The organism is Citrobacter sp. GW821-FHT02E08, assembly GCF_059421685.1.
Genome location: NZ_JBWKVL010000005.1, coordinates 24,827 through 45,894, shown reverse-complemented (window position 1 = coordinate 45,894; position 21,068 = coordinate 24,827). Strand labels below are relative to the sequence as shown.

Sequence of the window (21,068 nt, the reverse complement as noted above, 5' to 3'; positions counted from 1 at the left end):
AAGTTATCCGCATTTGAAACAACACGATTTACAGGGGATTTTCATCATTGGGACGAGTAGAATGCCGTCTCTGTATTTGTATTACCAATTAATGATCATCCGATGAAAACAGACACTCCCTCTTTTGAAGCACAGCACGTTTTGCGCTTACGGCGCAGGGATCTGATCCGCCGACTCGTTGAGCGCGATAAAACGCCGCTGGCGATTTTGTTGATGGCGGCCGTTGTCGGTACTGTCACTGGGTTGGTTGGCGTGGCATTCGAAAAAGCGGTGACCTGGGTCCAGAACCAGCGTCTCGGCTCATTGGCCCATGTCGCAGACCATGCGCTGTTGGTCTGGCCGCTGGCCTTTATTCTCTCTGCCGGGCTTGCGATGGTCGGTTATTTTCTGGTGCGTAAATTTGCGCCGGAGGCCGGTGGTTCGGGTATCCCAGAAATTGAAGGCGCTCTGGAAGAGCTGCGTCCCGTGCGCTGGTGGCGCGTCCTGCCGGTTAAGTTTGTTGGAGGTATGGGGACGCTCGGCGCGGGGATGGTGCTCGGACGCGAAGGACCCACGGTGCAGATCGGCGGTAATATTGGTCGCATGGTGCTGGATGTGTTTCGCATGCGCAGCGCCGAAGCGCGCCACACGTTACTGGCAACCGGTGCGGCTGCGGGGCTGTCTGCCGCTTTTAACGCGCCGTTGGCGGGCATTTTATTCATTATTGAAGAGATGCGTCCGCAGTTTCGTTACAACCTTATTTCGATCAAGGCGGTGTTCACTGGGGTTATCATGTCCAGCATCGTGTTTCGGATCTTCAACGGTGAAGCGCCGATCATTGAGGTGGGGAAACTGTCGAATGCGCCGGTTAACACCCTGTGGCTCTATTTGATCCTCGGGATGGTTTTTGGCTGCGTGGGGCCGGTCTTCAATACCCTGGTGTTGCGTACCCAGGATATGTTCCAACGCTTTCATGGCGGCGATATCAAAAAATGGGTATTGATGGGCGGCGCTATCGGCGGGCTGTGCGGTATTCTCGGGCTGATTAAACCGGAGGCGGCCGGCGGAGGATTTAACCTGATCCCCATTGCCGCAGCCGGTAATTTCAGCGTTGGACTCCTGCTGTTTATTTTTATCGCCCGAGTCATTACCACGCTGCTCTGTTTTTCATCCGGCGCGCCTGGCGGTATTTTTGCGCCAATGCTGGCGTTGGGGACGTTGCTGGGCACCGCGTTTGGCATGGCGGCGGCGGTATTTTTCCCGCAATATCATCTTGAGGCGGGGACGTTTGCGATTGCCGGAATGGGGGCATTGCTGGCGGCATCTGTGCGGGCGCCGTTGACGGGGATTGTGCTGGTGCTGGAAATGACCGATAACTATCAGCTCATTTTGCCAATGATTATTACCTGTCTTGGCGCAACACTGTTAGCGCAATTTATGGGCGGAAAGCCGCTATACTCTACAATCCTTGCCCGCACACTGGCAAAGCAGGACGCAGAGCAGGCGGCAAAAAGCCAGGGCGTTACCGCTGGCGAGAATACTTGAACGAAATACCAGGGTATTAGATAATGACAAGAGTATTGGGTTAGAATTTGCCCAATTGCCAATGTCGTTTGGAGCAAAAAATGAGTGATGACGTAGCGCTGCCACTGCAATTTACTGAAGCAGCAGCCAATAAAGTAAAAAGCCTGATCGCTGATGAAGATAACCCGAATCTGAAATTACGTGTGTATATCACCGGTGGTGGTTGCAGCGGTTTCCAGTACGGTTTCACCTTTGATGATCAGGTGAACGATGGCGATATGACCATTGAGAAACAGGGCGTCGGTCTGGTTGTCGATCCGATGAGCCTGCAGTATCTGGTGGGCGGATCCGTTGACTACACCGAAGGTCTGGAAGGTTCTCGTTTCGTCGTGACCAACCCGAACGCAAAAAGCACCTGCGGGTGTGGCTCGTCCTTCAGTATCTGATTGTACTGAACATGAAAAAGCCGTGTCATAGACACGGCTTTTTGCTATCTGGTGCGATCATCCAGTGCAAAGGTCGGCAACTTCAGATGCCAGCGAATGGCGGCAAGTCGAATGAGCAACGTCACGACCATCCCCATCATACTGGACGTCTCCAGTGGAATATCAAACGTATAATACGCAGTAGCATGCACAATTCCGCCGATGATACAGGCCGTTGCATAAATTTCAGTGCGTAAAATCATGGGGACTTCGCGGGCTAGCACATCACGAATAATCCCGCCGCCGACGCCGGTAATCACGCCCATACAGATGGCGACCAGTGGACCGCTTCCGGCAATAAAGGCTTTGTTCACGCCGATACCAACAAACACCGCTAAGCCAACGGCATCCAATACCGGGAGCATCCATTTAGGCAGTCGTCTGGGCTGACGCACCAGCACAATGGTGAGCATGCTGGTGATCATCGCTACCACCAGGTCGGTCGGATCTTTTACCCAAAATACCGGCCCGTTATCCAGCGCCATATCGCGAATGGTTCCCCCGCCAACGGCCGTGACAACGCCAAGAACCAGAACGCCAAAAGGGTCCATGCGCAGTTTTCCGGCCAGTAATACGCCAGAGATAGCAAATACCGCTGTGCCTACAATATCGAGCCAATAGACGAGCATTGTCGAATCCCCACTGAGAGCCTGGCGGGGCCTGGCTCTATTTCACTTGTGAAAGCGCATTACAGAGTTGTTTTGCGGCGAGGATAATACGCGGGCTTGCGCGTTCAAACCAGTCACTGGTGAGTGGAATAACCGGAATTTTTAGCTGATTTCCCCAGTATTGTTTGATTTTGAGAATTTCGCCCGAATCTCCTGCGACGACGATCGCCTGGGGAGCCCTTGCCAGCACCTGTTCGCGACTCACCTGCGGCCAGGGAACCCGACTATCGGCAAAGACATTTTCTCCGCCACAAAGCTCAATAACCTGGTTCTGAATCGAGTTTTTTCCGCTGGTAAAGGGTGGATTGATGCCAAACTGGAGAAACACCCGCTTTTTCGGTTTCTCTGCATACTGAGATTTTAGCTGAGCATACTCATCCAACAAGGTTTGCGCCGCACGATTGGCTTTCTCGGGATCGGGGCTCCAGGCAGCCAACTGTTGCAACGCGCCAGCAACTTGCTCGATGGTCTCCGCGTCTATCCAGATGACGTCGATGCCCAGAGAGGTCAGTTGATTGACCTGCCGCTCTGAATTCCCGCCACGCCAGGCGATAACCAGATCGGGCTTTAGCGCCACAATCCGTTCCAGATTCATCCCTTGCCAGGTAGAAACCTCATCGATGCCTTTCGCTTCCGGGGGATAGTCGGAATAACTGCTAACGCCAACGGGGGTAATGCCTGCGGCAAAGGCGAGTTCGGTGTTAGCGGGGGAAAGAGAAACGACGCGCGGCGCGGCAGACAGCCACACCGGAAGAGTGAGAAGCAGGGCGGCCAGCGCCCTGGATAATGATTTAGCCATGTGCCAGTTTCTGGACCAGCGTTTCCACCATCAGGCTGGACTGTTTGGCGGCAACCACCAGGAACTCGTCAAAGCTGAGGTGAGACTGCTGATCGGCCACGTCAGAAATGGCGCGAACCACCACAAAAGGCACGTTAAAGTTATGGCAAACGTGCGCGATAGCGGTCGCTTCCATCTCCACGGCAATCGCGTTCGGGAAGTTATGGCGGATCCTCGCCAGACTGACTGAGCCATTAATGAAGGCGTCACCACTGACGATCAACCCGCGAACTGCATTCAGGTTCAGTTCTGCGATGCAGGATTCGGCAGCTGTGATCAGCTTGTCATCTGCTTTAAAACCTGCCGGGCAACCTGGAAGCTGACCAAATTCATAACCAAATGCGGTGACGTCGGCATCGTGATAACGCGCTTCGTCAGAAACCACGATGTCACCGACTTTCAGCGTCGGCGCCAGGCCGCCCGCAGAACCGGTGTTAACAATGACATCTGGCTTGCATCGCTCGAGAAGCAGAGTTGCGCCCAGCGCAGCCGCGACTTTACCGATGCCTGATTTCAGTAGCGCAACCTCGGTTCCGTTCAGTTGGCCGGTGTAAATTTCACAACCGCCAAGGGTAATTGTCTGACGGTTTTCGATTTTGTCACGCAGCAGCGTAACTTCTTCTTCCATTGCACCAATGATGCCGATTTTCATAGATTTACTCGCGATAAGCCAGATTTGAGGGCATAGTCTATCATGCGCTTAAGGTGAAGCGCATTGCTCAGGCGGGAGAGAACATGGCACAGATCGATTTCCGAAATAAAATTAACTGGCACCGTCGTTATCGCTCACCGCAGGGCACGAAATCTGAGCATGAAATTCTACGGATCTTTGAGAGCGATCGTGGTCGGATCATCAACTCACCCGCGATTCGCCGTCTGCAACAGAAAACGCAGGTGTTCCCCCTTGAGCGCAATGCGGCGGTGCGGACGCGACTGACGCACTCTATGGAAGTGCAGCAGGTTGGGCGTTATATCGCTAAAGAGATACTGAGTCGCCTTAAAGAGCTGAAACTATTAGAGAAGTACGGCCTTGATGAGTTGACCGGTCCTTTTGAGAGCATCGTGGAGATGTCTTGCCTGATGCATGATATCGGCAATCCGCCGTTTGGGCATTTTGGCGAGGCGGCGATTAACGACTGGTTTCGCCAGCGTTTGTTCCCGGCAGATGCGGAAAGCCAGCCACTCAGTGACGATCGTTGTGTCGTTGCCGCGCTGCGATTGCGTGAGGGTGAGGAGTCAGTGAATCATCTTCGTCGTAAAGTGCGCCAGGACTTATGTCAGTTTGAAGGGAATGCGCAGGGGATACGTCTGGTTCATACATTGATGCGAATGAATCTGACCTGGGCGCAGGTGGGCGGTATTTTAAAATATACGCGACCCGCCTGGTGGCGGGGTGAAACGCCTTCCTCACATACCTATTTAATGAAAAAGCCGGGCTACTATCTTTCTGAAGAGCCCTATATTGAGCGGTTACGTAAAGAGCTTGAAATGGCGCCTTACAGCCGATATCCATTGGCGTGGATTATGGAGGCGGCTGACGATATTTCATATTGTGTGGCCGATCTTGAGGATGCTGTTGAGAAAAGAATCTTCAGCGTGGAGCAGCTTTATCATCATCTTTATGAAGCCTGGGGGCATCATGAAAAAGGCTCACTGTTCACACAGGTGGTTGAGAATGCCTGGGAGAAATCGCGCGCCAATTCATTAAGCCGCAGTACGGAAGACCAGTTTTTTATGTATTTACGCGTGAATACACTTAATAAACTGGTGCCGTATGCTGCCCAACGCTTTATTGATAATTTGCCGCAAATCTTTGACGGTAATTTCAATCATGCATTGCTGGAAGATGCCAGTGGCTTCAGTCAGTTGCTTGAATTATATAAGAATGTCGCGGTAAAACACGTGTTTAGCCACCCGGATGTCGAACAGCTGGAATTACAGGGATATCGGGTGATCAGCGGTTTGCTGGAGATTTATCAGCCGCTATTAAAAATGTCGCTATTAGATTTTTCTGAGCTGGTGGATAACGAACGACTGAAACGCTTTCCTATTGAGTCCAGACTATTCCAGAAGCTCTCTACGCGTCACCGCCTGGCCTATGTTGAAGTGGTGGGTAAATTAGCCTCAGATTCCCCGGAATACGCCACGCTGGAATATTATTATCGCTGCCGTCTGATCCAGGATTATATCAGCGGGATGACCGATTTGTATGCCTGGGATGAATATCGCCGACTGATGGCGGTTGAATAATATTCAACCTTTTGTAAAGATGAACAATAAATATTTACCGTTTCCAGAAACTTTATACCGGAACTTCGCGCTATAAAACGAATCTGATGTACACAGCAATTTTGCGTTATCTGTTAATCGAGATCGAAACACATGAAAAAAACCACATTAGCAATGAGTGCACTGGCTCTGAGTTTAGGTTTGGCGTTGTCCCCCCTGTCTGCAACGGCGGCTGAGACGGCGTCTTCAGCAACAACAGCCCAGCAGATGCCAAGTCTGGCGCCGATGCTCGAAAAAGTGATGCCATCGGTGGTGAGTATTAACGTGGAAGGCAGCACGACGGTGAATACGCCGCGTATGCCGCGTAACTTCCAGCAGTTTTTCGGTGAAGATTCTCCGTTCTGTCAGGATGGCTCGCCATTCCAGAGCTCGCCTTTCTGTCAGGGCGGGGTGCAGCAGGGCGGCGATAACGGCGGCGGTCAGCAACAAAAATTCATGGCGCTGGGTTCCGGTGTCATCATTGACGCCGCAAAAGGTTATGTTGTGACCAACAACCACGTGGTCGACAAAGCCAGCGTTATCAAAGTACAACTGAGCGATGGCCGTAAATTCGATGCGAAGGTCGTCGGTAAAGATCCGCGCTCCGATATCGCGCTGATCCAGATTCAGGATCCGAAAAATCTGACGGCGATTAAGCTGGCGGACTCTGACACGCTGCGCGTGGGGGATTATACCGTTGCCATCGGTAACCCGTTCGGTCTGGGCGAGACGGTGACGTCCGGTATTGTTTCTGCGCTGGGCCGTAGCGGTCTGAACGCAGAGAACTATGAAAACTTTATCCAGACTGATGCCGCCATCAACCGGGGTAACTCCGGTGGTGCGCTGGTGAACCTGAACGGCGAACTGATCGGTATTAACACCGCCATTCTTGCGCCGGACGGCGGCAATATCGGTATCGGTTTTGCTATCCCAAGCAACATGGTGAAAAACCTGACGGCCCAGATGGTTGAGTACGGTCAGGTGAAACGCGGTGAGCTGGGGATTCTGGGGACCGAACTGAGCTCTGAGCTGGCGAAAGCAATGAAAGTTGATGCGCAGCGTGGCGCATTCGTAAGCCAGGTATTGCCGAACTCGTCGGCGGCGAAAGCGGGCATTAAAGCGGGTGACGTCATTACGTCGCTGAACGGTAAGCCGATCAGCAGCTTTGCCGCACTGCGCGCTCAGGTAGGGACGATGCCGATTGGCAGCAAAATCAGCCTGGGTCTGCTGCGCGAAGGCAAGCCTGTGACAGTAAGCCTGGAGCTGCAGCAAAGCAGCCAGAATCAGGTCGACTCCAGCACCATCTTCAGCGGTATTGAAGGTGCTGAGATGAGTAATAAAGGCCAGGATAAGGGCGTTGTCGTGAATAACGTCAAAGCCAATTCTCCGGCTGCCATGATTGGCCTGAAGAAAGGGGACGTGATCGTTGGGGCAAACCAGCAGGCGATTAAAAACATCGCTGAACTGCGTAAAATCCTCGACAGCAAACCGTCTGTGCTGGCGCTGAACATTCAGCGTGGCGATAGCTCCATCTACCTGCTGATGCAGTAATCTCTCGCAAAGCCCTTTCCCCGTTGGGGAAAGGGTTCTCCTCCGTTTTGTGAAGTTTCCCACAACTCCATATATCTCCCCGTCTGTTTGTGCATCTGCACAATGTTGCAGGCTAACATCTTCCCTATGCTTGAGTTCCGCTCACAGGAGGGTTTATGGCTGGCATCTTGATACCAACATGGCACAGGATATCGTGTCGCGGACCATGCGCATCATTGATACCAATATCAACGTAATGGATGCCCGTGGGCGTATTATCGGCAGCGGCGATCGCAAACGTATTGGTGAATTGCACGAAGGTGCATTGCTGGTGTTGTCGCAAGGGCGCGTTGTCGATATTGATAATGAGCTGGCGAGGCCGTTAGCACGACTGAAATCCATGGATAACAACGGATTATTGCGCAGGACACTGGCGGCGTGGTTTCGCCACAACGTACAGCCGCTGGCGACGTCAAAATGGTTATTTATCCACCGTAATACGCTGGAGTATCGTCTGAACCGAATCTCTGAACTCACCGGGCTGGATTTGGGGAGTTTTGACGATAGGTTGTTGTTGTATGTGGCATTGCAACTGGATGAACAACGGTAGGCGGGATTTGTTTTGTCGGCCTGATAAACGTAGTGCCATCAGGCAAAATAAAGCCGGGTGGCGGCGGGCGCGCATCAATGGGTAGGCCGGGTAAGGCGAAGCCGCCACCCGGCAACAAACCGCGTTATTTGCGTGTCAACTTCTCAAGATCGGCTTCAATCTCGCTGATCTTATTGGTCACGACCGATTCCAGATGACGTAAATCGTCGAGGATCTTACGTTTAAGATCGACTTCGGTGCGGTCACGCTGGCAGATTTGATCCAGCTCGTCGATCACATAGCGTAGATTCGGGCTGATCTCCTGAACCTCTTTGTACCCCTGACCAACACCATCAGCGACGACCGTTTTGCGCTGGCGAGGATATTTAAACTTAACGCTCTTGGCAAAGAATTCGCCTTTATCCTTCTGGAAATAGATTTTCAGGATATCGTTGTTGGCTTCTTGCCGCAGGCTGTAACGATCGATTTCTTCAGGATTGGTAATGCCCAGACTTTTCAGATTGTCGTACATAGCGGTACCCTTAATCTCAACATAACCTTTGAATAATTAACGAAAAGTTCTTTTTCCGCCACCAGAAGATATAAAAAAAGCGGGGTTGCCCCCGCTTTTTCTAATCAGGATTAGTCGATGGTGCGTAGCAGCTCGTTGATGCCCACTTTGCCGCGGGTTTTCGCATCCACTTTTTTCACAATCACTGCACAGTACAGGCTGTATTTCCCGTCTTTAGACGGCAGGTTGCCGGAAACAACCACCGAGCCCGCCGGAACGCGACCGTAATGCACTTCACCGGTTTCGCGATCATAAATACGGGTGCTTTGACCGATGTACACGCCCATGGAGATCACGGAACCTTCTTCCACGATCACCCCTTCAACGACTTCTGAACGCGCGCCGATAAAGCAGTTGTCTTCGATGATGGTTGGGTTAGCCTGCAGTGGCTCCAGTACACCACCGATGCCCACGCCGCCAGACAGGTGAACGTTTTTACCAATCTGCGCGCAGGAGCCAACGGTCGCCCAGGTATCAACCATGGTACCTTCGTCAACGTAAGCACCGATGTTCACGTAAGATGGCATCAGCACCGTATTGCGAGCGATAAATGCGCCCTGACGCACAGCCGCAGGCGGAACCACACGGAAGCCTTCTTTCTGGAAACGCGCTTCATCGTAGTCGGCGAATTTCATCGGCACTTTATCGAAGTAGCGGCTTTCCGCACCGTCGATAACCTGGTTATCGTTAATACGGAAAGAGAGCAGTACCGCTTTCTTCAGCCACTGATGGGTGACCCACTGGCCATCAATCTTTTCTGCGACACGCAGCACGCCGGAATCCAGCAGAGAAATGACCTGATTAACCGCTTCACGGGTCACGGTATCTACATTTGCCGGAGTGATGTCGGCACGACGCTCGAAAGCTGACTCAATAACGTTCTGTAACTGCTGCATTGTTAAACTCTTTCCATATAAATAAACACACTACACTTTATCGTTTGGATTGAGGGCCTCTGTCAACCGTTGATGCACTTCCTGCTGCAGCTCATTATTAAGCGCACGCCGGTCGGCTGTGGCGATTATGAATAAATCTTCTACTCGCTCACCAATGGTTGTAATTCGGGCGCCATGAAGCGAAATTCCCAGATCGGCAAAAATTTGCCCGACCCGCGCCAGCAGGCCTGGCTGATCGAGTGCTATCAATTCCAGGAACGATTTCCGGTCGGTATGGGTTGGCAGGAAATTCACTTCGGTCTCGACGGTGAAATGGCGGAGCTTGGCCGGTTGTCGACGCGGTTGCGGCGGTTGCCAACTGCGCTGTGTGATTGCCTGTTCCAGCCCAAAACGGATGGCTTCGTGGCGATCCGACGAAAGAGGGCTGCCATCGGGTTCCAGAACGATAAACGTATCCATCGCCATGCCGTCGCGAGTGGTGAAAATCTGCGCGTCGTGAACGCTCAGATTGCGCCTGTCCAGTTCAGCGCAGACGGCGGCAAACAGATACGGTCTGTCCGGACTCCAGATAAAAATTTCGGTTCCGCCGCGCGTGGCCTGCGGGCTGAGCAGAATTAATGGATCACTGAGGTCATGCTGCAACAGATGTCGGGCGTGCCAGGCCAGCTGATTTGGGCTATGGCGGACAAAATAGTTGGCGCGACAGCGTGACCAGATGTGATGTAGCGCCTCTTCGTCAATATTATCCATACGCAGCAGCGCCAGGGCTTGCAACTGGTGATGACGCACACGCTCGCGCATATCTGGCGTATTCTGCATTCCCCGGCGGAGCTGTTTCTCGGTGGCGAAATAGAGTTCACGCAACAGGCTCTGCTTCCAGCTATTCCACAGCGTTTCATTGGTGGCGCAAATGTCGGCTACCGTCAGACAGGCCAGGAAACGCAGACGGTGTTCTGTTTGCATCTCTTCGGCGAATTGCTTGATCACTTCCGGATCCTGAATATCCCGCCGCTGCGCCGTGACAGACATCAGCAGGTGATGACGCACCAGCCAGGCAACCAGCTGCGTTTCGCGTGAGTTCAGACCGTGCAGCTCGGCGAATTTAAGCACGTCCTGCGCGCCCAGAACCGAGTGGTCGCCGCCGCGTCCTTTGGCGATATCATGAAACAGCGCGGCGATAAAAATCAGCTCGGGTTGTCGCAGGCGAGGCCAGAGATCCACACACAGCGGGTGAGCCTGACGCGTCTCTTCTTTGGCGAAGCTCTCCAGCTTCAGCATGACCCGAATGGTGTGCTCATCCACGGTATAGGCGTGGAACAGGTCAAACTGCATTTGACCGACGATGTGCGACCATTGCGGCATATAGGCCCACAGCACGCTGTGACGGTGCATCGGCAACAGACCGCGACTGACGGCGCCGGGATGGCGCAGCATACTCAGAAACAGCGATCGTGCTTCCGGGATGTAGCACAGCGGTTGATTAAGATGGCGACGCGCATGGCGAAGATGACGCAGCGTGGTGGAATAGATGCCCGTGATCGCGCTGTTGCGCACCATGGTATAGAACATCCGCAGGATCGCTTCCGGTTCACGGATAAAAAGATCCTCACTGCGCAGATCGATCAGCGTACCGCGTAACTGAAAATCGTCATCGATGGGGCGCGGTTTTTCGTCGGCGGACAGCGCGAGGATCGCTTCGTCAAACAGTTGCAGCAGCATCTGATTAAGTTCAGTAACGCGGCGGGTGACCCGGAAATAATCCTTCATCATCTGCTCGACCGGTTCGTTGCCTTCGCCGCTATAGTTGAGGCGCTGGGCAACGTTTAACTGGCGGTCAAACAGTAGACGGTTATCGTAACGGCTGACCACCAGGTGGAGTGCAAAGCGAATGCGCCACAGAATATGCAGGCACTCGTTCAGCTCGGCACGTTCCGCCTGCGTTAAAAAGCCGAAACCGACCATCTCGTCTAACGATGTCGCGCCAAAATGGCGACGCGCCACCCACTGCAGAGTATGAATATCGCGAAGACCGCCGGGACTGCTTTTGATGTCAGGTTCCAGATTGTAACTGGTACCGTGATAGCGGTGATGGCGCAGGTGTTGCTCTTCAACTTTCGCGGCAAAAAATTTTTCAGACGGCCAGAACCCTTCGCTGAAGATGTGTTTCTGCAATTCAAGAAATAACGCGACATCCCCGATGAGCAGACGTGTTTCGATAAGGTTAGTGGCGACGGTGAGATCCGACAAACCTTCCAGCAGGCACTCTTCCAGAGTCCGCACGCTGTGCCCAACCTCCAGTTTGACGTCCCACAGCAGAGTCAGCAATTCACCAATTTTTTGCGCCTGCGCGTCGGGCAACTTTTTACGGCTTAAGATCAGCAGGTCGATATCGGAAAGCGGATGAAGTTCACCGCGACCGTAGCCGCCAACCGCCACCAGCGCGACATCGCTAATTTGCCCAAAGCCGTAATCGATCCACAGTCGCTGCAGGAGCTGGTCAATAAATTCGGTACGGGCTTCAATGAGCATTTCGGCGGAAACGCCTTCGTCAAAGGCCTCGCCCAGCCAACGCTGAAAGACATCAAGGTGGGCTTTTATGTCCGCACAGGTTAGCTCATGTTGCGGCCAGACGCCGGGGTTTTGCGGTTGGCCAGGTAGGGTGGGGAGGGCCGTGTTCGCATGCTGTTCTGGAAGAGTTTTCATCGTATGCCACCCATTAAAAAGCCGGATGACGGCGCGAGCGCCTTATCCGGCCTACGGGATAGTGCAATTTGTAGGCCTGATAAGATGCGGGAGCATCGCCATCAGGCAAAAAATTATTCGTCGTGCGTGATTACCGCCGGGATGGTGTCATCCTTGCGTAATGTCAGAATTTCACAGCCATTCTCTGTCACCACAATAGTATGCTCATACTGTGCGGACAAGCTGCGATCTTTCGTTTTTACCGTCCAGCCATCTTTCATGGTACGGATACGATAATCACCGGCGTTCAGCATCGGTTCAATGGTGAATGTCATCCCGGTTTGCAGCACAACACCACCGTCATCAGCATCGTAGTGCAGAACCTGTGGTTCTTCATGGAAGCCGCGACCAATGCCGTGACCACAGTATTCACGCACCACGGAGAAACCTTCGCCTTCCGCATATTTCTGAATGGCAGCACCCAGCGTACGCAGACGGATGCCCGGTTTTACCATCCGCAGTGCCAGATACAGGCTTTCCTGCGTCACACGGCACAGACGTTCGCCCAGAATGGTAGGTTTGCCGACGATAAACATTTTTGAGGTATCGCCGTGGTATTCGTCTTTAATGACGGTCACGTCGATGTTGACGATATCGCCATCTTTCAGATGTTTGGCATCATCCGGAATACCGTGACACACCACTTCATTAATAGAGATGCAGACGGATTTCGGGTAGCCGTGATAGCCCAGACATGCGGAAATAGCATGCTGTTCATTAACGATATAGTCGTTACAGATACGATCCAGTTCACCGGTGCTGACGCCCGGTTTGATATACGGTTCGATCATTTCCAGCACTTCGGCAGCCATACGGCCAGCGACGCGCATTTTTTCGATTTCTTCAGGGGTCTTGATTGAGATAGCCATGAATTCTGTCCATCAGTGTCGATTATTTCGACAATAATTGTGTAAGTGCTGTCAATGGTATCAGTCAGGGGTACACGCTGCCAAATTGAGAATCATTAACAGCACAGACTGCCAACAATTATTGGTGTCTGCGGCGTATTTGTGGTATAAAGCGCGCCGGACTTCCGTTCTCTCTCAGATACACAAGATAGACGGAAGCGACAAATCTCACTTTGTGTAACAACACACACGTATCGGCACATATTCCGGGGTGCCCTTTGGGGTCGGTAATATGGGATACGTGGAGGCATAACCCCAACTTTATATATAGAGGTTTTAATCATGGCAACTGTTTCCATGCGCGACATGCTCAAGGCTGGTGTTCACTTTGGTCACCAGACCCGTTACTGGAACCCGAAAATGAAGCCGTTCATCTTCGGTGCGCGTAACAAAGTTCACATCATCAACCTTGAGAAAACTGTACCGATGTTCAACGAAGCTCTGGCTGAACTGAACAAGATCTCTTCTCGCAAAGGCAAAATCCTTTTCGTTGGTACTAAACGCGCTGCAAGCGAAGCGGTGAAAGACGCTGCTAACAGCTGCGACCAGTTCTTCGTGAACCATCGCTGGCTGGGCGGTATGCTGACTAACTGGAAAACCGTTCGTCAGTCCATCAAACGTCTGAAAGACCTGGAAACTCAGTCTCAGGACGGTACTTTCGAAAAGCTGACCAAGAAAGAAGCGCTGATGCGCACTCGTGAGCTTGAGAAACTGGAAAACAGCCTGGGCGGTATCAAAGACATGGGCGGTCTGCCGGACGCTCTGTTCGTTATCGATGCTGACCACGAGCACATTGCTATCAAAGAAGCAAACAACCTGGGTATTCCGGTATTTGCTATCGTTGATACCAACTCTGATCCGGACGGTGTTGACTTCGTTATCCCGGGTAACGACGACGCAATCCGTGCTGTTAGCCTGTACCTGGGCGCTGTAGCTACAACCGTTCGTGAAGGCCGTTCTCAGGATCTGGCTTCCCAGGCGGAAGAAAGCTTCGTAGAAGCTGAATAATAAGGCACGCTCGTTAGAGCCCTTATAGACCAGGTAGTATCACGTTTGGTTAGGGGGCCTGTATATGGCCCCCTTTTTCACTTTTAAATCTGTGCGGTTTATGGCCGGGCAGATCAAATCTTCCGAGGATTTTAGAATGGCTGAAATTACCGCATCCCTGGTAAAAGAGCTGCGTGAGCGTACCGGCGCAGGCATGATGGATTGCAAAAAAGCACTGACTGAAGCTAATGGCGACATCGAGCTGGCAATCGAAAACATGCGTAAATCCGGCGCAATCAAAGCGGCGAAAAAAGCAGGCAACGTTGCTGCTGACGGCGTAATCAAAACCAAAATCGACGGCAACATCGCTTTCATTCTGGAAGTTAACTGCCAGACTGACTTCGTTGCTAAAGATGCTGGTTTCCAGGCATTTGCTGACAAAGTACTGGACGCTGCCGTTGCTGGCAAAATCACTGACGTTGAAGTTCTGAAAGCACAGTTCGAAGAAGAACGTGTTGCTCTGGTTGCTAAAATCGGTGAGAACATCAACATCCGTCGTGTTGCTTCCCTGGAAGGCGAAATTCTGGGTAACTACCAGCACGGTGCGCGTATCGGTGTTCTGGTTGCTGCAACTGGCGCTGACGAAGAACTGGTTAAACAGCTGGCAATGCACGTTGCTGCAAGCAAACCAGAATTTGTTAAGCCGGAAGACGTGTCTGCTGAAGTGGTAGAGAAAGAATACCAGGTTCAGCTGGACATCGCGATGCAGTCCGGTAAGCCGAAAGAAATCGCAGAGAAAATGGTTGAAGGCCGCATGAAGAAATTCACCGGCGAAGTTTCTCTGACTGGCCAGCCGTTCGTCATGGAGCCGAGCAAATCTGTTGCTCAGCTGCTGAAAGAGCACAACGCTGACGTTACTGGCTTCATCCGCTTTGAAGTGGGCGAAGGCATCGAGAAAGTTGAGACTGACTTTGCAGCAGAAGTTGCTGCGATGTCCAAGCAGTCTTAATTTTATAAGGAGCCGCCTGAGGGCGGCTTCTTTTTGTGTCCGTCAGGCAAAATTCAGACAGACTCCAGGCGTTTCTGTGCTGATATGCGACATATCATATGTCGCCAGAATTAACCCCCATCTTAATCGTTGACAGTCTCAGGAAAGAAACATGGCTACCAATGCAAAACCCGTCTATAAACGCATTCTGCTTAAGTTGAGCGGCGAAGCTCTGCAGGGTACGGAAGGCTTCGGTATCGACGCAAGCATACTGGATCGTATGGCTCAGGAAATCAAAGAGCTGGTTGAACTGGGTATTCAGGTTGGTGTGGTAATTGGTGGCGGTAACTTGTTCCGTGGTGCTGGTCTGGCGAAAGCGGGTATGAACCGCGTTGTGGGCGACCACATGGGCATGCTGGCCACCGTAATGAACGGTCTGGCAATGCGCGATGCGCTTCACCGCGCCTATGTGAACGCCCGCCTGATGTCTGCTATTCCCCTGAACGGCGTATGTGACAATTACAGCTGGGCAGAAGCGATTAGCCTGCTGCGTAATAACCGTGTGGTTATTTTGTCTGCCGGTACGGGTAATCCGTTCTTCACTACCGATTCCGCAGCGTGCCTGCGTGGTATTGAAATTGAAGCGGACGTTGTACTGAAAGCCACCAAAGTAGATGGCGTATTTACTGCCGATCCTGCGAAAGATCCAACCGCGACCATGTACGAGCAATTGACCTACAATGAAGTGCTGGATAAAGAGCTGAAAGTGATGGATCTGGCTGCCTTCACGCTGGCTCGTGACCACAAATTGCCGATTCGTGTATTCAACATGAACAAGCCTGGTGCGCTGCGTCGTGTTGTGATGGGCGAAAAAGAAGGGACTTTAATCACGGAATAATTCCCGTGATGTCCAAATACAGGTAATATTCCGCTTTACTGTCGCGGGAGAGGCTCTTACCCGTATATGAATTAATCAGGGCTATACTTAGCACACTGCCACTGTGTGCGACTGTCTGGTCTGACTGAGACAAGTTTTCAAGGATTCGTAACGTGATTAGCGAAATCAGAAAAGATGCTGAAGTACGCATGGACAAATGCGTCGAAGCGTTCAAAAACCAAATCAGCAAAATACGCACGGGTCGTGCTTCTCCCAGCCTGCTGGATGGCATTGTCGTAGAATATTACGGTACGCCGACGCCGCTGCGTCAGCTGGCAAGCGTAACGGTAGAAGATTCCCGTACTCTGAAAATCAACGTGTTTGACCGTTCTTTGGGGCCTGCTGTTGAGAAAGCGATTATGGCTTCTGACCTCGGCCTGAACCCAAGCTCTGCAGGTAGCGATATTCGTGTTCCGCTGCCTCCGCTGACGGAAGAACGTCGTAAAGATCTGACGAAAATCGTTCGTGGTGAAGCTGAACAAGCACGTGTTGCCGTACGTAACGTACGTCGCGATGCGAACGACAAAGTGAAAGCTCTGCTGAAAGAGAAAGAGATCAGCGAAGATGACGATCGTCGTTCTCAGGAAGACGTGCAGAAAATGACCGACGCAGCCATCAAGAAAGTTGATGCGGCGCTGGCAGAAAAAGAAACAGAACTGATGCAGTTCTGATTTTCCTGTACGACTAAAACGCCGCACAGAAAACCTGTAAGGGTTGGCTGGCGGCGTTTTGCTTTTTATCGTATCTCAATTCTTCTGGACGTCTTATGAAGCATTTAACCATTCTGGGCTCAACCGGCTCTATTGGTTGCAGCACACTGGATGTGGTGCGCCATAACCCAGACAATTTCCGTATTGTTGCACTTGTGGCGGGTAAAAATGTTACCCGTATGGTCGAGCAGTGCCTGGAATTCACCCCGCGTTACGCAGTGATGGACGATGAGAACAGCGCCCGTCAGGTGAAAGCTGCGCTTTTGCAGCATGGCAGCCGTACTGAGGTACTGAGCGGGCAACAATCGGCCTGTGATATGGCGGCGCTTGATGACGTTGATCAGGTGATGGCGGCGATTGTTGGCGCTGCCGGTCTGTTGCCAACGCTGGCGGCTATCCACGCGGGGAAAACCATTCTGCTGGCGAATAAAGAGTCGCTGGTGACCTGCGGGCGGCTGTTCATGGATGCGGTGAAACACAGTAAAGCCCAGCTTTTACCGGTAGATAGCGAACATAACGCGATTTTTCAGAGTTTACCGCAACCTATTCAGCACAACCTGGGATACGCTGACCTGGAGCAAAATGGCGTAATGTCGATTTTGCTTACCGGGTCTGGTGGCCCGTTCCGTGAAACGCCATTGCACGATCTGACGGCGATGACGCCCGATCAGGCATGCCGTCATCCGAACTGGTCGATGGGGAGAAAAATCTCTGTCGATTCGGCCACTATGATGAATAAAGGTCTGGAATACATTGAAGCGCGTTGGTTGTTCAATGCCAGCGCAAGTCAGATGGAAGTGCTGATTCATCCGCAGTCTGTGATTCATTCCATGGTGCGCTATCAGGACGGTAGTGTGCTGGCGCAATTGGGAGAACCGGACATGCGCACGCCAATTGCCCATACGATGGCATGGCCGAATCGTGTTTCCTCTGGCGTGAAGCCGCTTGATTTTTGCTCGCTCAGTGCGTTGACGTTCTCTGCGCCGGATTATCAGCGCTATCCGTGCCTGAAACTGGCCATGGACGCCTTCGAGCAGGGACAAGCTGCCACAACCGCGCTTAATGCGGCAAATGAAGTCACTGTTGCAGCATTTCTTGCACAGCAGATTCGTTTTACCGATATTGCCAGTCTGAATTTATCGGTGCTGGATAACATGGATCTGCAGGAGCCACAAAGCGTAGACGACGTACTGAGGGTCGATGCTGTCGCACGGGAAGTCGCCAGAAAGCAAGTGACGCGACTCTCCGTATGACGATAATCCATCTACAGTAGATCGTGCTATTTGTTAGCGTTGTGCTTCAGTGATATAGTCTGCGCCACCTGATCGTAGGTATTTGGCTTTTTTCGGTCAGGTAAGCCGTGGTTTGACACGGCTTTTTTTTGTAAAGGCTTCAGTATTCCTGAGTACCGTTAAATCCTTTCAGGGACTAAAAACGCGTTATGTTGTCTGCAACTCAACCATTAAGCGAAAATTTGCCAGCACATGGCTGTCGTCATGTTGCGATCATTATGGATGGCAATGGTCGCTGGGCGAAGAAACAAGGGAAGATTCGAGCCTTTGGGCACAAGGCCGGGGCAAAATCTGTCCGCCGTGCTGTGTCTTTCGCTGCCAATAACGGTATTGACGCGTTAACGCTGTATGCCTTTAGTAGTGAGAACTGGAACCGACCAGCGCAGGAAGTCAGTGCGTTAATGGAGCTGTTTGTGTGGGCGCTTGATAGTGAAGTAAAAAGCCTGCATCGCCATAACGTTCGTCTGCGCATTATTGGAGATACCAGTCGATTTAACTCGCGTTTGCAGGAACGTATTCGCAAATCTGAAGCGCTAACGGCCCAGAATACCGGGTTGACGCTGAATATTGCCGCGAACTACGGCGGACGTTGGGATATTGTCCAGGGAGTCAGGCAACTGGCAGAACAGGTGCAGGAAGGTCTTCTGCGCCCTGATCAGATCGATGAAGAAATGCTAAGTCAGCAAATCTGCATGCATGAGCTGGCTCCTGTGGATTTAGTAATTAGGACTGGGGGAGAGCATCGCATCAGTAATTTTTTGCTGTGGCAAATTGCCTACGCCGAACTTTACTTTACTGATGTTCTTTGGCCCGATTTCGATGAACAAGACTTTGAAGGTGCGCTGCATGCCTTTGCTAATCGAGAGCGTCGTTTCGGCGGCACCGAGCCCGGTGATGACAAAGCCTGATGGGGGTCGCTTTTGCTGAAGTATCGCCTGATTTCTGCTTTTGTTTTAATACCTGTTGTCATCGCGGCGCTTTTTCTGTTGCCGCCGGTGGGGTTCGCCATTGTTACGCTGGTCGTTTGTATGCTGGCCGCCTGGGAATGGGGACAGTTAAGCGGTTTTGCCACTCGTACACAACGGGTCTGGCTGGCGGTGCTGTGCGGGTTATTGCTGGCACTGATGCTATTTTTATTACCCGAATATCATCACAATATTCGCCAACCGCTCGTTGAAGCCTCGCTTTGGCTGTCGCTAGGCTGGTGGGTTGTGGCGTTATTGCTGGTGTTGTTTTATCCGGGCTCAGCCGCAATGTGGCGTAATTCGAAGACATTACGCGTTATTTTCGGCGTATTGACCATCGTTCCCTTCTTTTGGGGAATGCTGGCGCTTCGCGCCTGGCACTATGATGAGAATCATTACAGTGGCGCCGTGTGGCTGCTCTATGTCATGATCCTTGTCTGGGGAGCTGACTCCGGGGCGTATATGTTTGGCAAACTGTTTGGCAAACATAAGCTGGCGCCAAAGGTTTCTCCCGGTAAAACATGGCAAGGTTTCATTGGTGGTCTGGTGACCGCTGCGGTGATCTCATGGGGTTACAGTATGTGGGCTAACCTTGATGTCGCGCCTTCAACCTTGTTCATATGCTCTATTGTTGCTGCGCTGGCCTCTGTGCTGGGTGACTTAACGGAGAGTATGTTTAAGCGTGAAGCGGGAATTAAGGATAGCGGTCATTTGATCCCTGGACATGGTGGTATTCTTGATCGTATTGATAGCCTGACGGCTGCAGTACCGGTCTTTGCGTGCCTGCTGTTGCTGGTATTCAGGACGCTTTAACGGAAGGTATTATGCTGAGTATTCTCTGGAATCTGGCTGCATTCATCATCGCACTGGGTGTGCTTATCACCGTGCATGAATTTGGTCATTTCTGGGTTGCCCGGCGCTGCGGCGTTCGTGTCGAGCGCTTTTCCATCGGTTTTGGTAAAGCGCTTTGGCGACGTACCGATCGTTTTGGCACTGAGTATGTCATCGCTCTTATCCCCCTCGGCGGTTACGTCAAAATGTTGGATGAGCGCGCAGAGCCGGTGATACCGGAACTGCGCCACCATGCATTCAACAACAAAACCGTTGGACAGCGGGCGGCGATAATCGCCGCAGGTCCGATTGCAAACTTCCTTTTCGCTATATTTGCTTACTGGCTGGTCTTTATCATCGGTGTCCCTGGTGTGCGTCCGGTGGTTGGCGAAATAACGCCCAACTCCATTGCTGCTCAGGCGCAAATTCGTCCAGGGACGGAACTTAAAGCCGTTGATGGTATCGAAACCCCTGATTGGGATGCCGTCCGTTTACAATTGGTGTCGAAAATCGGCGATGAGCATACGACTATCAGCGTGGCGCCGTTTGGTAGCAACCAACGACAGGACAAAACGCTGGATTTGCGTCAGTGGGCATTTGAGCCAGACAAAGAAGATCCTGTATCGTCTTTAGGGATTCGACCACGCGGTCCACAGATTGAACCCGTGTTGTCAGAAGTGCAAACGAACTCCGCAGCAAGTAAGGCGGGTTTGCAAGCTGGCGACAGGATCGTTAAAGTCGATGGTCAATCGCTAACGCAATGGATGATGTTCGTGACGCTGGTGCGCGATAATCCAGGTAAGCCGTTAGCTCTCGAAATCGAAAGGCAGGGGAGTTCCTTGTCTTTGACGTTAATTCCGGATACAAAACCGGTTAACGGTAAAGCAGAAGGTTTTGCGGGCGTGGTGCCTAAAATTATTCCTCTGCCAGATGAGTACAAGACAGTACGCCAGTATGGGCCATTCAGCGCCATCCTCGAGGCCACGGACAAAACGTGGCAGTTGATGAAGCTGACGGTCAGTATGCTGGGAAAATTGATTACCGGTGATGTGAAACTGAACAACCTCAGTGGGCCGATTTCTATCGCCCAGGGGGCTGGGATGTCAGCGGAGTTTGGGGGCATTTATTACCTGATGTTTCTTGCGCTTATCAGCGTGAACTTAGGGATAATCAACCTGTTTCCGTTGCCCGTTCTTGACGGGGGGCATCTGCTGTTCCTGGCGATTGAAAAGCTGAAGGGCGGTCCGGTATCCGAGCGGGTTCAAGACTTTAGTTATCGCATTGGCTCGATTTTGCTGGTGTTGTTAATGGGGCTTGCACTTTTCAATGATTTCTCTCGGTTGTAAGAGAGTGTTAGGAA

General features: G+C 52.0%; 21 protein-coding genes. 14 read left to right on the top strand and 7 right to left on the bottom strand.

Features of this window, described 5'->3' with window-relative positions; translation table 11 throughout:
- Positions 1-102: 102 nt before the first annotated feature.
- Genes clcA through erpA form a run of 3 tightly spaced genes read left to right on the top strand, consistent with a single transcriptional unit; the run spans position 103 to position 1,949 of the window.
- Positions 103-1,524: a H(+)/Cl(-) exchange transporter ClcA gene (clcA, locus tag AC07UY_RS08700; RefSeq protein ID WP_494660079.1), complete on the top strand. Its 1,422-nt coding sequence runs from the start codon at positions 103-105 to the stop codon at positions 1,522-1,524.
- Positions 1,448-1,612: a small protein YadW gene (gene yadW, locus AC07UY_RS08695; protein ID WP_494724431.1), complete on the top strand. Its 165-nt coding sequence runs from the start codon at positions 1,448-1,450 to the stop codon at positions 1,610-1,612. Before clcA ends, yadW begins: the two co-directional genes overlap by 77 nt.
- A complete protein-coding gene (gene erpA / locus AC07UY_RS08690) occupies positions 1,605-1,949 on the top strand; it encodes an iron-sulfur cluster insertion protein ErpA (protein ID WP_006686771.1) in 345 nt (114 codons plus the stop codon). Before yadW ends, erpA begins: the two co-directional genes overlap by 8 nt.
- Positions 1,950-1,993: 44 nt before the next feature.
- Here erpA and AC07UY_RS08685 read toward each other — a convergent pair whose 3' ends face one another.
- The 3 genes from AC07UY_RS08685 to mtnN are packed head-to-tail and all read right to left on the bottom strand — an operon-like array spanning position 1,994 to position 4,146.
- Positions 1,994-2,617: a TRIC cation channel family protein gene (locus tag AC07UY_RS08685; protein WP_203358879.1), complete on the bottom strand. Its 624-nt coding sequence runs from the start codon at positions 2,615-2,617 to the stop codon at positions 1,994-1,996.
- 37 nt (positions 2,618-2,654) lie between these two features.
- Positions 2,655-3,455, bottom strand: coding sequence for a vitamin B12 ABC transporter substrate-binding protein BtuF (gene btuF, locus AC07UY_RS08680; protein ID WP_494660080.1), 801 nt, complete (start codon positions 3,453-3,455; stop codon positions 2,655-2,657).
- Entirely contained in the window at positions 3,448-4,146 is a 699-nt protein-coding gene (gene mtnN / locus AC07UY_RS08675; protein ID WP_203358877.1) for a 5'-methylthioadenosine/S-adenosylhomocysteine nucleosidase, read from the bottom strand. Before mtnN ends, btuF begins: the two co-directional genes overlap by 8 nt.
- 83 nt (positions 4,147-4,229) lie before the next feature.
- On the opposite strand from mtnN, the gene dgt reads away from it, so the two are divergent.
- The 3 genes from dgt (at position 4,230) to AC07UY_RS08660 (ending at position 7,902) form a co-directional block, all read left to right on the top strand.
- Positions 4,230-5,744 (top strand): dGTPase, encoded by a 1,515-nt coding sequence (dgt, locus tag AC07UY_RS08670; RefSeq protein ID WP_203358876.1) that lies wholly within the window; start codon positions 4,230-4,232, stop codon positions 5,742-5,744.
- Positions 5,745-5,876: 132 nt separating this feature from the next.
- A complete protein-coding gene (gene degP, locus AC07UY_RS08665) occupies positions 5,877-7,313 on the top strand; it encodes a serine endoprotease DegP (protein ID WP_494660081.1) in 1,437 nt (478 codons plus the stop codon).
- Positions 7,314-7,491: 178 nt separating this feature from the next.
- The gene (locus AC07UY_RS08660) at positions 7,492-7,902 is read left to right on the top strand and encodes a helix-turn-helix domain-containing protein (protein WP_494701105.1); all 411 of its coding nucleotides are present in this window, start codon (positions 7,492-7,494) and stop codon (positions 7,900-7,902) included.
- A 124-nt stretch (positions 7,903-8,026) separates the two neighbouring features.
- On the opposite strand, the gene AC07UY_RS08655 is transcribed toward AC07UY_RS08660, so the two are convergent.
- From AC07UY_RS08655 to map, 4 genes are all read right to left on the bottom strand, one after another.
- On the bottom strand, positions 8,027-8,413 hold the full coding sequence (locus tag AC07UY_RS08655) for a DUF3461 family protein (RefSeq protein WP_192611139.1): 387 nt from the start codon (positions 8,411-8,413) through the stop codon (positions 8,027-8,029).
- Positions 8,414-8,523: 110 nt separating this feature from the next.
- Complete coding sequence (gene dapD, locus AC07UY_RS08650) at positions 8,524-9,348, bottom strand: 2,3,4,5-tetrahydropyridine-2,6-dicarboxylate N-succinyltransferase (RefSeq protein WP_203358873.1); 825 nt, start codon at positions 9,346-9,348, stop codon at positions 8,524-8,526.
- A gap of 30 nt (positions 9,349-9,378) precedes the next feature.
- Positions 9,379-12,051, bottom strand: coding sequence for a bifunctional uridylyltransferase/uridylyl-removing protein GlnD (gene glnD / locus AC07UY_RS08645; RefSeq protein ID WP_203358872.1), 2,673 nt, complete (start codon positions 12,049-12,051; stop codon positions 9,379-9,381).
- A 113-nt stretch (positions 12,052-12,164) separates the two neighbouring features.
- On the bottom strand, positions 12,165-12,959 hold the full coding sequence (map, locus tag AC07UY_RS08640; protein ID WP_494660084.1) for a type I methionyl aminopeptidase: 795 nt from the start codon (positions 12,957-12,959) through the stop codon (positions 12,165-12,167).
- 321 nt (positions 12,960-13,280) lie between these two features.
- Here map and rpsB point away from each other — a divergent pair, with 321 nt between their 5' ends.
- The 8 genes from rpsB to rseP all read left to right on the top strand — a co-directional run bounded on the left by rpsB (position 13,281) and on the right by rseP (position 21,054).
- Positions 13,281-14,006 carry a 30S ribosomal protein S2 gene (gene rpsB / locus AC07UY_RS08635; RefSeq protein ID WP_203358870.1) on the top strand — a complete coding sequence of 242 codons (726 nt, stop codon included), beginning with the start codon at positions 13,281-13,283 and terminating at the stop codon, positions 14,004-14,006.
- Between the two features lie 136 nt (positions 14,007-14,142).
- Positions 14,143-14,994 (top strand): translation elongation factor Ts, encoded by an 852-nt coding sequence (gene tsf, locus AC07UY_RS08630; RefSeq protein ID WP_203358869.1) that lies wholly within the window; start codon positions 14,143-14,145, stop codon positions 14,992-14,994.
- 151 nt (positions 14,995-15,145) lie between these two features.
- Positions 15,146-15,871 (top strand): UMP kinase, encoded by a 726-nt coding sequence (gene pyrH, locus AC07UY_RS08625; protein WP_046475796.1) that lies wholly within the window; start codon positions 15,146-15,148, stop codon positions 15,869-15,871.
- A 152-nt stretch (positions 15,872-16,023) separates the two neighbouring features.
- Entirely contained in the window at positions 16,024-16,581 is a 558-nt protein-coding gene (gene frr, locus AC07UY_RS08620; protein WP_203358868.1) for a ribosome recycling factor, read from the top strand.
- Between the two features lie 95 nt (positions 16,582-16,676).
- Complete coding sequence (gene ispC, locus AC07UY_RS08615) at positions 16,677-17,873, top strand: 1-deoxy-D-xylulose-5-phosphate reductoisomerase (RefSeq protein ID WP_203358867.1); 1,197 nt, start codon at positions 16,677-16,679, stop codon at positions 17,871-17,873.
- Positions 17,874-18,061: 188 nt separating this feature from the next.
- Complete coding sequence (gene ispU / locus AC07UY_RS08610; protein WP_162381150.1) at positions 18,062-18,820, top strand: (2E,6E)-farnesyl-diphosphate-specific ditrans,polycis-undecaprenyl-diphosphate synthase; 759 nt, start codon at positions 18,062-18,064, stop codon at positions 18,818-18,820.
- A 12-nt stretch (positions 18,821-18,832) separates the two neighbouring features.
- On the top strand, positions 18,833-19,690 hold the full coding sequence (gene cdsA, locus AC07UY_RS08605; protein WP_192611145.1) for a phosphatidate cytidylyltransferase: 858 nt from the start codon (positions 18,833-18,835) through the stop codon (positions 19,688-19,690).
- An 11-nt stretch (positions 19,691-19,701) separates the two neighbouring features.
- Positions 19,702-21,054: a sigma E protease regulator RseP gene (rseP, locus tag AC07UY_RS08600; RefSeq protein ID WP_192611146.1), complete on the top strand. Its 1,353-nt coding sequence runs from the start codon at positions 19,702-19,704 to the stop codon at positions 21,052-21,054.
- Positions 21,055-21,068 lie beyond the last annotated feature (14 nt).

Coding starts and splice junctions, on each gene's coding strand:
- AC07UY_RS08655 (WP_192611139.1), bottom strand. CDS start 8,413: ATGTACGACAATCTGAAAAGTCTGGGCATTACCAATCCTGAAGAAATC.
- rseP (WP_192611146.1), top strand. CDS start 19,702: ATGCTGAGTATTCTCTGGAATCTGGCTGCATTCATCATCGCACTGGGT.
- degP (WP_494660081.1), top strand. CDS start 5,877: ATGAAAAAAACCACATTAGCAATGAGTGCACTGGCTCTGAGTTTAGGT.
- glnD (WP_203358872.1), bottom strand. CDS start 12,051: ATGAAAACTCTTCCAGAACAGCATGCGAACACGGCCCTCCCCACCCTA.
- dapD (WP_203358873.1), bottom strand. CDS start 9,348: ATGCAGCAGTTACAGAACGTTATTGAGTCAGCTTTCGAGCGTCGTGCC.
- ispU (WP_162381150.1), top strand. CDS start 18,062: ATGTTGTCTGCAACTCAACCATTAAGCGAAAATTTGCCAGCACATGGC.
- AC07UY_RS08685 (WP_203358879.1), bottom strand. CDS start 2,617: ATGCTCGTCTATTGGCTCGATATTGTAGGCACAGCGGTATTTGCTATC.
- dgt (WP_203358876.1), top strand. CDS start 4,230: ATGGCACAGATCGATTTCCGAAATAAAATTAACTGGCACCGTCGTTAT.
- pyrH (WP_046475796.1), top strand. CDS start 15,146: ATGGCTACCAATGCAAAACCCGTCTATAAACGCATTCTGCTTAAGTTG.
- btuF (WP_494660080.1), bottom strand. CDS start 3,455: ATGGCTAAATCATTATCCAGGGCGCTGGCCGCCCTGCTTCTCACTCTT.
- clcA (WP_494660079.1), top strand. CDS start 103: ATGAAAACAGACACTCCCTCTTTTGAAGCACAGCACGTTTTGCGCTTA.
- tsf (WP_203358869.1), top strand. CDS start 14,143: ATGGCTGAAATTACCGCATCCCTGGTAAAAGAGCTGCGTGAGCGTACC.
- AC07UY_RS08660 (WP_494701105.1), top strand. CDS start 7,492: ATGGCACAGGATATCGTGTCGCGGACCATGCGCATCATTGATACCAAT.
- map (WP_494660084.1), bottom strand. CDS start 12,959: ATGGCTATCTCAATCAAGACCCCTGAAGAAATCGAAAAAATGCGCGTC.
- rpsB (WP_203358870.1), top strand. CDS start 13,281: ATGGCAACTGTTTCCATGCGCGACATGCTCAAGGCTGGTGTTCACTTT.
- erpA (WP_006686771.1), top strand. CDS start 1,605: ATGAGTGATGACGTAGCGCTGCCACTGCAATTTACTGAAGCAGCAGCC.
- ispC (WP_203358867.1), top strand. CDS start 16,677: ATGAAGCATTTAACCATTCTGGGCTCAACCGGCTCTATTGGTTGCAGC.
- mtnN (WP_203358877.1), bottom strand. CDS start 4,146: ATGAAAATCGGCATCATTGGTGCAATGGAAGAAGAAGTTACGCTGCTG.